General features: G+C 48.4%; 10 protein-coding genes. 2 read left to right on the forward strand and 8 right to left on the reverse strand.

What is annotated here, in order from left to right:
• Positions 1-75: 75 nt before the first annotated feature.
• The 3 genes from E1757_RS10745 to E1757_RS10755 all read right to left on the reverse strand — a co-directional run bounded on the left by E1757_RS10745 (position 76) and on the right by E1757_RS10755 (position 6,414).
• Positions 76-2,328, reverse strand: a complete 2,253-nt coding sequence (locus tag E1757_RS10745; RefSeq protein WP_133227648.1) for an S-layer homology domain-containing protein — start codon at positions 2,326-2,328, stop codon at positions 76-78.
• Between the two features lie 168 nt (positions 2,329-2,496).
• Entirely contained in the window at positions 2,497-5,832 is a 3,336-nt protein-coding gene (locus tag E1757_RS10750; protein ID WP_133227650.1) for a tetratricopeptide repeat protein, read from the reverse strand.
• Between the two features lie 210 nt (positions 5,833-6,042).
• Entirely contained in the window at positions 6,043-6,414 is a 372-nt protein-coding gene (locus tag E1757_RS10755; protein ID WP_246079131.1) for a winged helix-turn-helix transcriptional regulator, read from the reverse strand.
• Positions 6,415-6,544: 130 nt separating this feature from the next.
• Between E1757_RS10755 and E1757_RS10760 the strand changes: the two genes are divergently transcribed.
• Positions 6,545-7,720: an MFS transporter gene (locus E1757_RS10760; RefSeq protein WP_133227654.1), complete on the forward strand. Its 1,176-nt coding sequence runs from the start codon at positions 6,545-6,547 to the stop codon at positions 7,718-7,720.
• A 202-nt stretch (positions 7,721-7,922) separates the two neighbouring features.
• On the opposite strand, the gene E1757_RS10765 is transcribed toward E1757_RS10760, so the two are convergent.
• Both E1757_RS10765 and E1757_RS10770 read right to left on the reverse strand, forming a co-directional pair.
• The gene (locus E1757_RS10765) at positions 7,923-8,414 is read right to left on the reverse strand and encodes a CcdC protein domain-containing protein (protein WP_133227656.1); all 492 of its coding nucleotides are present in this window, start codon (positions 8,412-8,414) and stop codon (positions 7,923-7,925) included.
• Between the two features lie 103 nt (positions 8,415-8,517).
• A complete protein-coding gene (locus E1757_RS10770) occupies positions 8,518-8,982 on the reverse strand; it encodes a MarR family winged helix-turn-helix transcriptional regulator (protein ID WP_246079132.1) in 465 nt (154 codons plus the stop codon).
• 618 nt (positions 8,983-9,600) lie between these two features.
• Between E1757_RS10770 and E1757_RS36435 the strand changes: the two genes are divergently transcribed.
• The gene (locus E1757_RS36435) at positions 9,601-10,185 is read left to right on the forward strand and encodes a hypothetical protein (RefSeq protein ID WP_246079133.1); all 585 of its coding nucleotides are present in this window, start codon (positions 9,601-9,603) and stop codon (positions 10,183-10,185) included.
• Positions 10,186-10,330: 145 nt separating this feature from the next.
• Here the strand turns inward: E1757_RS36435 and E1757_RS10780 are convergent, their stop codons facing one another.
• The 3 genes from E1757_RS10780 to E1757_RS10790 all read right to left on the reverse strand — a co-directional run bounded on the left by E1757_RS10780 (position 10,331) and on the right by E1757_RS10790 (position 12,843).
• Positions 10,331-10,657, reverse strand: a complete 327-nt coding sequence (locus E1757_RS10780; RefSeq protein WP_133227660.1) for a YnfA family protein — start codon at positions 10,655-10,657, stop codon at positions 10,331-10,333.
• Positions 10,658-10,673: 16 nt separating this feature from the next.
• Positions 10,674-11,069: a MerR family transcriptional regulator gene (locus tag E1757_RS10785; protein ID WP_133227662.1), complete on the reverse strand. Its 396-nt coding sequence runs from the start codon at positions 11,067-11,069 to the stop codon at positions 10,674-10,676.
• Positions 11,070-11,451: 382 nt separating this feature from the next.
• Positions 11,452-12,843 carry a S1C family serine protease gene (locus E1757_RS10790; RefSeq protein WP_133227664.1) on the reverse strand — a complete coding sequence of 464 codons (1,392 nt, stop codon included), beginning with the start codon at positions 12,841-12,843 and terminating at the stop codon, positions 11,452-11,454.
• Positions 12,844-12,875 lie beyond the last annotated feature (32 nt).

Genomic DNA, 12,875 nt, shown 5'->3' on the forward strand with positions numbered 1-12,875 from the left:
AGCGCTTCAAAAGCGTTTCAAAATTTTAGTTTTTCTACGGTTTTTCAAATGGCTGTAATATTGTGAATACGCCGGTTAATTTATCTGTTTCAGCATGTTCATGATCGCGGTTGCCGACTCGGCACGGGTCGACCATTCGTCCGGCTTGAATTTGTTGTCGGTAATGTACCCGAGGATGCCGTACCGTTCGGCTGCCGCGGCACTGCTTTTGGCAAAATCCGGAATATCCGCGTTATCCAGGTACCCGGTCGCTGCCCCGTCCGCGGTCGGCAAGTTCGCCGCCCTGACAACCATGGTGATCATCTCGGCGTGGCTGATGGTTTTGTCGGGCTGAAATGTGCCGTCGGGATAACCATTTATAATGCCAAGCTCTACGCACTGCGCGATCTCCTTGACTGCCCATGAGCCGATTGCATCCTTGTCTTCGAAGGTTAGCGCCGCGCCTTTGCCGGAAGGCTTCAGCGCGTTCATCAGCAGTACGGCTAACTCGGCGCGGCTGACGTTGTGATCCGGTTTGAAGGTGCCGTCGGGATAGCCGTTCACGATTCCTCTATCCACCGCCTGGACGATGCTTGCTTTCGCCCAGTGCCCGTCGATGTCTGAAAGGGGGAGGTTAGTCGCGGGCGCGTTGCCGGGCACGGGCGCATCTCCGGGCGCAGGTGCATCTCCGGGCGCTGGCACATTGCCGGGCGCGGGCGCATTGCCGGGCACGCCTGCATCCCCGGGCACGGCTGCGTTGCCGGGCACGGGCGCATCTCCGGGCGCAGGTGCATCTCCGGGCGCTGGCACATTGCCGGGCGCGGGCGCATTGCCGGGCACGCCTGCATCCCCGGGCACGGCTGCGTTGCCGGGCACGGGCACGGGCGCATCTCCGGGTGCGGGCGCATTGCCGGGCGCTGGCGCATTACCGGGCGCAGGTGCATTGTTCGCTGCGGTTACGGTCACGACGCATTGTTTGTAGTATCCTCCGCTCTCCGCAGTTGCCGTTATCGTAGCCTTCCCCGGCGAGATGCCCGTCACTTTGCCGGTATTGTCGACCGAAGCGATGCCGCCGTCGCTGCTGGACCACGCTATGTCTTTGAATGTAGCGTTATCAGGCTTAACTGTCGCCTGAAGCGCCTCGCTTTGTCCTGCTTGTAATGTAAGTGCGGTTTTATTAAGGCTTACTTCGCTTACGAAAACCGCTCCGACAGCGTAAATTTTATTGTCAAACGATCCTATATACACGGCTCCATCAGGACCGATTACCGGAGAAGATCTGTGCAATTCCCCTCCTGTTGCGAACTCCCATTTCTTCGTGCCGTTCGGCTTGATCGCATACAGCTTCTTGTCATAAGAACCGACATAGATGGTGCCATCCACAGCAATCGCCGGTGTCGCTTCAATAAAACTGCCGGTTAAAAATTCCCATTTCTTCGTACCGTCCGGTTTGATCGCGTACAGCTTCTTATCGATAGAACTGAGATAGATGGTGCCGTCTGCGCCGATCACCGGTTTGGAGAGGATAAATTCTCCCGTTTCGAACTCCCATTTCTTCGTGCCGTCCGGCTTGATCGCGTACAGCTTTCCGTCAAGAGCACCAATATAAATGGTACCGTCTGCACCGATCCCAGCTGATGAACGGTGGACACCTGCTCTAATTGCAAAAAGCCATTTTTGTGTTCCGTCCGGCCTGATCGCATGCAGCCCGCTGCCGGAACCGATATAGATGGTGCCATCCGGACCGATCGCCGGTGCGGAGAATGTATACTCGCCTGTTGCAAACTCCCATTTCTTAATGCCGTCGGGCTTGATCGCATACAGCATATTTATAGGACTGGAACCGAAATAGATGGTACCGTCTGCACCGATCGCTGGGGTGGTTGGCAGATAGCCTCCTGATACGAACTCCCATTTCTTCGCGCCGTCCGGCTTGACCGCATAAAGCTTGGAATCTTCTGAGCCGAAATAAATGGTACCGTCCGGACCGATCACCGGAGAGGCCTCCACATTGCCTCCTGTTACGAACTCCCACTTTTTCGTTGGTTTTTTCGTGCCATCCGGCTGGAGCGCGTAGAGCTTCCTATCGTTAGATCCGACATAGACGGTACCGTCTGCGCCGATCGCCGGGGTGGAGTTTATACTTCCTTCTGCTGCAAACTCCCATCTTTTCACGCCATTTGAGCTTGGTATTAGATTGTAAATATCCGGGTTTACCTTAATATCAGGGATCAAATTAATTTCTTTGTTTAAATCAACAGCAATCGCCGTCGCGGAATGGAGCGGAAACAGACCGGTCAGCAACAAAACAAAAAAGAACAAAGCATGACGCGATTTCTTGTACTTCATAAGCAAGTTCCCTTCTATTCAAATTTGACCCGCAGAACCAATTTGTTCCTACATCGCGTTATTCGCCCCGTTCAGAATGTCGAAACTATTGATTGCTGTGAAGACAAAAAAAATCCCTTCTTCAGAACCATTCTAAAGAAGGGAGCGCTTCAAAAGCGTTTCAAGTTGTTACCGGCTCAAATATTGATCGATTTCATCCAAAATTTTCGGGGAGATTTTATTGGACTGCGCGATTTCCACCGCAAGCTGTGGCAGCGGACGCGCCGCGTAGGCCGGGCAGAAGCCGTTAAGCTCGCCGCACCGGTCGAAATATTGTTTTTTGCCCGACTTGAGGTAAAGCTCTCTATTCAATAATAGAGCAGCTGACCGATGCTCCTGCGATTGGGGATTCAGCTTCCACATCGCGTAGCGAAGGGCTGCCTGTTCTTGTTGACCGGGATATTGTTCCAGCATCCGCTGCAGCTGATCCGCGGCTTCGACGGAACTTATCCATCCCAAGTCCGTCCTCAAATACGATAGCTGCACAAGGAGGTTGATCCGCATATCTTTCCGTTTGAGCCGATTGGCGATGTCCAGCGCTTCTTCCGCAGTCTTCACAGCGTTTTCGTATTGATTCTGGCACTGCCTCAGCAAGCTCATGAAATAGAGCGTTTCGCATGCGAAGTAAGGGGTGCGCAGTTGATTGAACAGACGAATCGAGCGGTCGATCATAAGGTCGGCTTCATCTAACCGCTGCTGCGCCAGCAGGTTGCGCCCCTCGTAGCTTAGCATGATGGCCGCGACTCGCCAATCCTTGACCACAACGGCTTCTTCGAGACAATAGATGATGCATGGCGCCGCACGCTCATGATGTCCGAGATACCAATAGTACTTGCCCAACATACCATGAGCATTAGCGAAGCCCATCCGGTCACCGATCGAGCGGCTGATCTTCAACTTATCGGCGATGAAGCCAAAAGCCTGATCCATTTCATCCAAGTCCATATAAACCATCGCCAATATGCCCATGGCTTGCTCGATAGTATACCTGTCCCGGCTCTCTATAGCGAGCCCGATTTGCTTCTTGATCCAATGAATCGCTTGATCGTATTCGCATTGATCATAAAACAGATGACCTATAATACCGAAAACCCGGCAATCCTCCTGGGCCTGATTTCCGGCATGGGGCAATTCCGTCCTTTTCTTCAAATAATACAGCGCTTTCTCGTAATATCCCCGATAGTAATGCAAGACGCCAAGCGTTACATAGACGGAACTCAGTCCGGAATGGTCCTCCATCAGCTCATAGCAGCGCAGCGCCCGCTCCAAATGAAAACCGGCTTCCTCATATTTGCCCTGCAATCGTAAACAATTGCCCAACGCTACGTCACAAAGAGATCGTTCCCGGACGCTAGCGGAGTTTTCAGAATGTTCGAGCCATTGTCTGTAAGTCCTCTCCGCTTCGTTCCAATCTCCCGCTATGATCAAAGCATCGCCGAGCTTCATGAGGACAGGCAGGATTTGTTCGGGAGAAAGCAAGGCGCACAGCTTCTGATAATATTTGATCCGCGTATCATTGGCGTAGATCTTCTCTGCCGCCAATGCGGCCATTTCATAATAGACGATGGCTTCCTTCTCCATACCTGCAAGCTCGTAATGCAAGGCGATTTCTGCGGCAACGGCTTCAGGCTGTCCATGATGAAACTCGCTCAAACTGCGTGCAATTTGCCGATGACATTGGCGGCGCCTGCTGTCGTTTTTCAATTTGTAGGCGACTTCTCTTACAATGTCATGCGTAAAATCGTATTGCCCCTCCCCAACCTCCAGTATAATTTTCAGCTGCACGAGCTGCTCCATTTTCTCGAGAACGGCCTCTTCTCTCATTTCCAGAATAATCGCCATAAATTCCGGCAATACGGGCCTTCCGACGGCCGCGGCGGTCAATAGAAGCTGTATACTTTCCGGCGAAAGCCTGCTTAACCGGTTTTCAATGATGGTTCTGACCAATGGCGAAAGTCGGAATTCGTTGTTGCTGCTGCCTCTTTGCCATTCCCTCATCGTTTCTACAATGAACAGCGGATTTCCGCCTGTTTCCTTATACAACCCGGATGAATTCCGATCCGCTAAAGCATTGCCGACAATAGCGGCCATCAGCCGTTTCGTGTCTTCCTCGCCGAACGGCGCAAGCTCGATATCCGTTATTTTCAGCTCGATTCGAAGTCCGGAGAAAAAATGACCGACGGCATCGTCCGCAGATTCATCCGTTCTCATTGTGGCGAGCACGAGCAGCTTGGCTTTGGAACCGCTGCGAAGAAGATAGGAAATAAATTGGAGCGTTTCCCTGTCGCTCCATTGAATATCGTCAAGGATAAGCAGCAGCGGTTGTTCGGCGAGCAGCATCCGCTCTATCGCTTCATACCATTTGGTAAGCTGCCAATTTTCCTTAATGAGGTCCGGCATCGGCAGGCCGGGGATTCGTTCGAACAACTCCGGCAGCAGCCGGGCCAGCTCCGACAACCATACCGGATTCATCTGCGGCAAGGGAAGGCTCCTAAGCCAGCTTGTCACCGGCGTATAGGACAGCGACCGCACCGTTGGGTAGCAGCCGGCAAATGCCGTTTGAATCCCCTGGCTTTCTACCCATGCTTTAAATTCCAGGGCCAATCTGGTTTTGCCGATTCCCGCCTCACCTTTCAATAGCAGCATGGAGGTTCTGCCCGACTTAGCCTGCTGCCAAACGCTCAGCATATTACTCCATTCGTCGATTCTGCCGATTAGCGGAGTTTGCCTGTACTCGACTGCCGAATGATTGCCTCCGTTCTCCGTGAGTCTTCCAAATAGCTGCAATGTCTCCTCCGCGGGAGCAATCCCGAGCTCGGCTTCAAGAACGCAGCGCAGCTGCTCATAGATTTGTACGACGCCTACCATATCTTTATTCAAGGCATTCAGGCGCATCAGCGTACGGTATGTTTCCTCTCTTAATTTATTTTGGAGCAGCAGTTTATTCGCAAAAAATACAGCCGACGAGTACTCCCGCTGACTTTCCAAAATAGAAATGAGCTTATCAAGTACGTTCAAATATGTTTGCGCTAACAATTCCCGCTTCGCAATAAGCCATTCCTCGTAAAATCCGGGCAGAAGCTCACCCCGGTACAGCTCTTCCGCTTTCCGCAGCTCGTAGAGAGTTTTTCCTTGCGCCGCCTGTTCAAACTCGCGCACATCCGAGTAGCAGGGCAATTCATGCTTCCATTGCATGGATGTGGGAGTAACTTGGAGATACCGGTCTATTAGCGGAAGGCATTCCCGAAGATCGTGAATGAGTTTGCGTAGATTGGAAAGGGCTTGCTTTTCGGTGGAATCCGGCCAAAAATCAAAGGCGATATGCTTCCTGCTTAACGGCATGTCAAAAGCGAGAATCAAGTACGACAACAGCAGTCCGGCCTTTTTGCCGGGAATTTCCGTAATGGCCTCGTCGTCGAAGGCGATTTTCAAGCTGCCTAATAATTGAAAACTGCAACCTGCCAAAATGACGAACCCCCAATCATACTCGTGCGGCTTTCTATTATTTAAACCATAACTCACACAGCCGGGCTGTCAATAGTAGAGAAGTACTGCATCCAACGAATCAATTGATACTTGAATGAAAATTCCCGCATAGTAGGATCGCCCATGCAGGAATTGTTGTAGTTTATGCGCTTTTTTCTTGGACAGGTCGATTATTTTTTATTGTCTCTTTTAAGAAGAAATGCTCGTTTTTTCGTTCATTTGCTGCGAATTCCCCCACTTCTGCACCCATTTATCCATTTCCTTCAGAGCGGTTTGGAAATCGCTCCCCTTCTCTGTTAATGAATATTCAACGGTTACAGGCACTGTCGGGAAAACTTGACGTAAAACAAGACCGTTATGCTCCAAGTGACGGAGTGTATCGGTCAGGGACTGGGTTTTAATAATAGATACGTTTCTTTGAAGCTGATTAAATCGTTGCGGCCCGCTAAGCAATTCGTTGAGTACCAGAAAAGCCCATTTTGCCCCGAGAATTTGAAGAACTTCGCAGATGCTGGAATTTCCGGTTTCCGAACATGATTTGGAAGAAGCTTGTTCCGCCAATTCGATCATCCCCTTACAAATAGTAAGTTAGTCAAAATAGATTGCTTATGTCCAAATACATTGCCTTCTTACAATATTATCGTTACCGCTCTATAATGACAATAACATAAATGGAAAGGAATGAACATGTATGAATCGATTGACTATTTACGTACTTGCCCTTGGCGTATTTCTAACGGCTACATCCGAGCTGGTTGTCGCCGGAATTCTTCGCGTACTTGCTCAAGACTTAAATATATCCATTGCCGTTGCCGGGCAATTGATCACGGCCTACTCGCTGGCCTTTGCGATTGGAACGCCCGTCTTGGTATCGCTGACTTCCCGGATGGAACGCAGAAAAGTGCTGATAGGCTCATTGGCGGCTTTCATCCTGGGGTGTCTGGCTTCCTTTTGGAGTCCGGATATCTCGACCTTGATCGCGGCTCGCATCATTTTGGGGGTAAGCTCAGGAGTCTATATTGTCGTAGCATTCGGTGCTGCTGCCAAAATCGTTCCTCCCGAGAAGTTAGGCAGTGCGATCAGCACGATCGTTCTCGGATTCAGCAGCGCTATGATTTTGGGTGTGCCGATCGGAATAGTCGTTACGAACTGGTTGAGCTGGCAAGCGATTTTCTTGATTTTAGGCCTATTCAGCCTGGCGATTACATTCGTAATTTCCCGCCTGCTTCCGGAGATTGAAGGGGATGCGCCGATATCATTCCGTCAACAATTCAAAGTGCTGGGAAGTGTCGTTATCGTAAGCGGTTTGTTCCTTTCCTTTTTCAGGGAATCAGGCAATTCCGTCCTGTTTACGTATTTAACGCCGTTTATGCAAGACATTCTTCATATTAAAGCTTCCAGCATTAGTATCATCATGCTTGCTTTTGGTATATTCGGCGCAGTCGGTACGCGCTTGGGCGGTTATAGCATCGATCGGTGGGGTGCCGCTCGCATCATAGCTTTCAGCACTATCGTTCATGCTGCAGTTCTGGCTCTGCTGCCCCTTTATGCCGAATCGACTATCATCGGATTAGTACTGATCTCCGTTATGGTGATCTCTCTGTTCATGGCGGGTCCAGCCACTCAAACGTATTTTATCCAACAAGCGCCCCAGTCATCTGGTCTTATTCTCAGTGTGAACACATCGATTATTCACTTGGGATTAGCTGCGGGAGCCGGAGCGGGCGGTGCGTTAATAAATGCCAATTCCACCGTTCTTTACAATCCATGGATGGCAAGCCTCGTTGTAGCGTTAGCGTTAGTGTCTGCGCTTGTCAGTTTCTCGATGGGGAAAAAGCAGCCGGGCAAACTGCAAAAGCAAGCATGACGGTTTTACCATGCAACCAATGCATTCACGCAACCTTTAACAGGCTGCATGAATGGACCTCCGTTCTGCCAAGCGGATTGTTCCTCGACCACCGTCTATTCATAATGGATCAACCCGTCGGAGCTTTTACCAGAGGCCAAAAAAAATCCGCAACCATAATTGGTTACGGATTTTTTATTTATGGGTAAATTGACGTTTCAGATCAACTATTGCTAACCTGACGGAACTTGATAAAGCTGCCTACGCGCCAGACGCAAATGTACAAGTAAGCCATTACCATCGTCAGAATCGTAAATTCCGTATAATCCAGACCTTTGAAATATTGGGACAGCGCCACTCGAATAATAATGATAGCGATGATCACATACTTAAAGTTTTTGTTGCGTTTGGCATAGATCAGTCCGTCCTCCCGCTTCTCGTAACCTGTATGATATAGCATGATGCTGCCTAGCGCGATTCCGAGAACACCGGCACACAATATTTCCCAAATCGCCGGCAGATGGAACGGATGATCGGGGATATGAGCCAATGAATTAATGGAAAAGCTGAATATAATGAGCAGCAAAACAACGGGAATCAGCATACCGATGCCTTTATTGCGTATGGGCTTATCTTTGCCGCGCGACCTGAGCCATATGACGAGTACGATGATAACGGCGATGATGATGAATTGAATTATCGATTGAGTCGACATGGATTCAACCCCCTGTTGTGGTTATTGTGCTCAATTTGAATTTGTATGATCCCGATTCGCAAATAATGCGGACATTCACGATCAGACGGCAAGCGTTTCGGCACTATACTTCATTACCCAGCTTGCCAAAAATCCGAATAATTTTTTTAATCGCATAGTCCAGATCTGAAAGATCATCATCGCTAAGTGTATTTATTTGGTTGCAAAATAAGCGGTGGAACTCCCCCCAGCGTTTCAACACCGTAGTTCTGCCTTTTTCAGTCAGCATGAGAATGACGGACCGTCTATCGGTGTGATCCTGCACTTTTGACACATAGTCCTTTTCCTCCAGCTTCATGATCAGAGGAGTAAGCTGCTGCTTGGAAATGCTAATATGTTGGGAAAGCTGGGTCATGGAAACTCCTTCTTTAGCGTGAAACAACTCCTCCAATATATGAAGCTGCAAATGAGTCAAATCTGACGGTCTTGTGACAGCCGTGTTTTTGCTGGCCGGCTTGTTAAGCTTGTTGTAAACCAATGGAAGCAATTGTACAAAATTAGCGGCGATTTGTTCGGTTATCAAATTCAATTGGTACACATTCCTTTACTATTTTCTTCAAAATGAATTGACATATGCTAAATATAATTTTATACTTTCTAAAGTAATATAAAGATTATATCACGTTATTGAAAATTTGTCTTATATCATTTAGTAAATAATTATTAACTTTTATCAGCTCGGATTAAGTAAATGCATGAATAATTGTTCCCCATCTCTGCAATAATAAAAATGTTTAAAAAAGGAATGGTGATCTGAATGGCTTCATCAGGATTAACGTTTGGTATTTATCCGCTTGGGGTGGCCGGCACACCTACCGGCTTGGCTGTCGGACCGCAAGACGATTACGATAAAATTCAACTTGCGCTTCAAGATCTTCGAGGCGACACGAAAACACTGCTTCCGAGGAACTACATCATTTATACAGGGCCCGAATCGGAATCCAAAATGTTATCGGTAGCGGAACGCTATCTCCATGCAGGTTTATTAGGGGACTTGACAACGGGATGTCTCCAGGAACCGGATATCGACCTTGACTCCTGGCTCGATTTTATTCGCAAAATCATTCGGCAATACGGTCCCCATCTAGCTTCGCTCCAAATTACGAACGAACCCAACTTGACTTTTATGGAAGGTTCGAAGCCGTATGTGCAGCAAGCTTTGGTCGAAGGCGTCATTGCGGCCAAGCAAGAAATACGTGCTCGCAATCTTCAGGTCAAAGTTGGATTCGGCTCCGTACCGGAAAGCGATGTGTCGGTTCCTCATTTTTGGAAAGATCTTGCTGAACTTGGCGGAAAAGCGTTTGTCGACTCCGTTGATTTTGTCGGACATAATTTTTATGTGGATGTATTTGAGGAACCGCTCGATTTAACGGAAGTACCGGCATCCGTAGAACGAACGCTCCGGAATCTAAGAGAACACGATTTGGCAATGTGCGGAATACCGGCGTCTATCCCTATACGGGTTACCGAAAACGGATGGCCAACCGGAAAGAACCCGCTTGCCGATATAAAAAGATCCTGCGAGCACCAATCGAAAGTTCTCGAAACAGTGATACGAACCATTTATCATCTGCGTCAACAGCTCAATATTTCCCACTATGTGCTTTTCGGACTCCGGGACGCGGATAGCTCCAAAGATGATCTCTTCCATCAATTTGGAATCATGCGGGATGATTATACGCCGAAACCTGCTTATTATACATTCAAAAAATTAATCCAAGAACTTGGTTAATGAATACCACGGCAACGAATGGCTAACAGTGTTATTTTACAATGGCAGATGGTGCAGTCCTCCGATGAACAGCGAAAACAGCCTGGAACACGAGGTTCCAGGCTGTTCTAATGATTAACTTGATTCTGAGTGAATCATGAACTTATTAACTTCTTGGCGCCCATAGCATGATGGACACGCCTGCCATGCAAACGGCAGCTCCTATCCAATCGTACATATCTGGCGCCTTCTTATCGACGAGCCATCCCCATAAAACAGCGAGAATAACAAACACGCCGCCATAAGCCGCGTAGACTCGCCCAAATGACGGGAAGCTTTGAAGCGTTGGAATAATCCCGTACAAGATGAGGACGATGCTCCCGACAATGCCATACCAAAGGGGCTTCGATTCCCGCAGCCAAAGCCAAACCATGTAACCCCCGCCAATTTCAGCGAGTCCGGCAAGCACAAAAATAAATATAGATATCAGCACAAAAACAAACCCCTTTCTAACATGTACCCGTCTTTTGTATCTTCTCCAAACATTCCGACCAGGTGATGCACTTGCAGCTTAAGCCGTTGTCTAGAATTTGTATCATGGAATTGATTTGTCTCTTTCTCTCCTCTAGCTCGGATCGTTTCTGCTTCGCCATATGCTCCCATCGCTCGGAAAGCGAGTTATCGGTTTCAAAGCCCTCTAATAAAACCGCGATTTCTTGAATGCTGAATCCGGTCTGCTGCGCCACTTTAATAAAATGGATGCGGTCAAGAATACTTTCGTCATATCGACGCTGGCCGTTTTTCCGTTCCGGAGAAGGCAGCAAACCAACGGATTCATAATAGCGCAGAGTCGATGCATTCACATCTGCCATTGCAGACAACCGACCGATGCTAAGCTCTGCCATAAACATCACCTCTTGACTTAAAGTTAGCTTTAAGTTTTATGATTAAATTATAGCTCGCATGGGAAGGTGAAGTAAATGAAAAAAGAAAAGGGGATAAAAACATGAGTAATCAAATACCCGTTGCTTGTCGTCATACAGTTTTTACAAAGGATCAGCGTGTTGAATACAAACGTATTTGGGGAGGCCCGTCTCGCTTCAATTAACCGGAAACGAAGAAGTAAAAGCATTTTTGCGTTCTATCTTTAACGATCAGATTAATTCGATTACTGCAAAATAAATATATATGGAGGACCCGGTTTTTGTCTCTAAATTAGGACAAGAACCGGATCCCCCTTGTTAAGCCTTATTTAATTGCAAGAATTTTAGTCTTTGTCACCTACGTTTATTGCTGGTCGTTGTTGGCGTTACGATCGCCGACCGTGACCGCGATTTCTTGGCTATTGCCGTTTCGGATAATCGTCAACGTCACTTTGTCTCCAGCTTTCATCGCTTGTACTTTTTTGGTCAATTCCGCAGGCGTTGAAATATTTGCGCCGTTCACTGCGGTGATAACATCATACGGCCGAATACCGGCCTCGAATGCCGGCGTTTTTCGTTGTACATCCGTTACTAACGCGCCGTCTGTATTTTTGAGCTTCAAATCGCTTAACATATCATTAGTCAATTGTTCGAGACTTACTCCGAGATAAGGTATCGGCTCCTTCGGAATTTGGACGTTATTTTTTAATTGATCCAAAACAGAGCTGATCGTGTTGGTTGGAATGGCAAAGCCGATGCCCTGAGCCTGTGAACTCACCGCCGTATTAATACCGATAACCTCGCCGTTAAGATTCAGAAGCGGACCGCCGGAATTACCCGGGTTGATGGCCGCATCCGTTTGGATCAAATGTTTGTATTCCCTCGTCCCGTTATCATCCGGAATACTGATCGGCCGTTCCTTGGCGCTAATCAATCCAGCCGTAACCGTATAATCGAAATCATACGGATTGCCGATCGCAACGACCCATTCGCCTACCTTTGCATTATCCGAGTCGCCGATAGGCAATGTTGGGAACGGGCTGCTGCCCTCTATCTTCAAAACAGCCAAGTCCAAGTCATAGCTGTTTCCCAGAAGCTTGGCTTGAAACGGCTTATCATAGCCTTGAATAGTGACATCAATTTCATCCGCACCGTCAATGACATGCTCATTCGTCAAAATATAACCGGATGATTCAAAAATAAAACCGGATCCGATGCCTGCAGGCTGAAGCTCTTGGCTTTGATCCTGCTGCTGCGATTCGTTGCCGCCTCCGAAGAACTGCCGGAAAAACGGATCATTGCTTAACGGGTTGTTGCCGCCTCCGCTTTTTGGCTTTACCTTCGTTTCGATTTTAACGACTGCCGGACCGGCCTGTTTGGCAATATCAGCAATATTGTTAGGCCGCATATCGACCGAAGCGGTTGTAGCTTCACCGCTTCCGCTGCTTGGCTGGCTTGCGGCAGAAACATCTGAAACTATCGGAACCTGGATGCCGGCAAACAAATTCATCTTGTCGGATGCGTACATCAGGCCTCCTACCACCAACGCGCCCGCCAAAAATGCGGCCAGCATGCTTTTGACGGAGGAACGTTTTTTACGGGAACCGTTCCAATGGCCTTTCTCGGCAGAGGGAGAAAATTCAAAGAATCGGGGCTGCACCGTAATGTCTCCGGATTCTACTTCCGGGTCCTTGTTGTTTCCTTGATGTTCGCTATCGTTTTCCGGGTGTATGAAATCTTTTTTATTATCATCCATGATTGCAACCTCCGTTTTATAATATAGTCTCG

Source organism: Paenibacillus piri (genome assembly GCF_004354045.1).
Classification (GTDB): domain Bacteria; phylum Bacillota; class Bacilli; order Paenibacillales; family NBRC-103111; genus Paenibacillus_S; species Paenibacillus_S piri.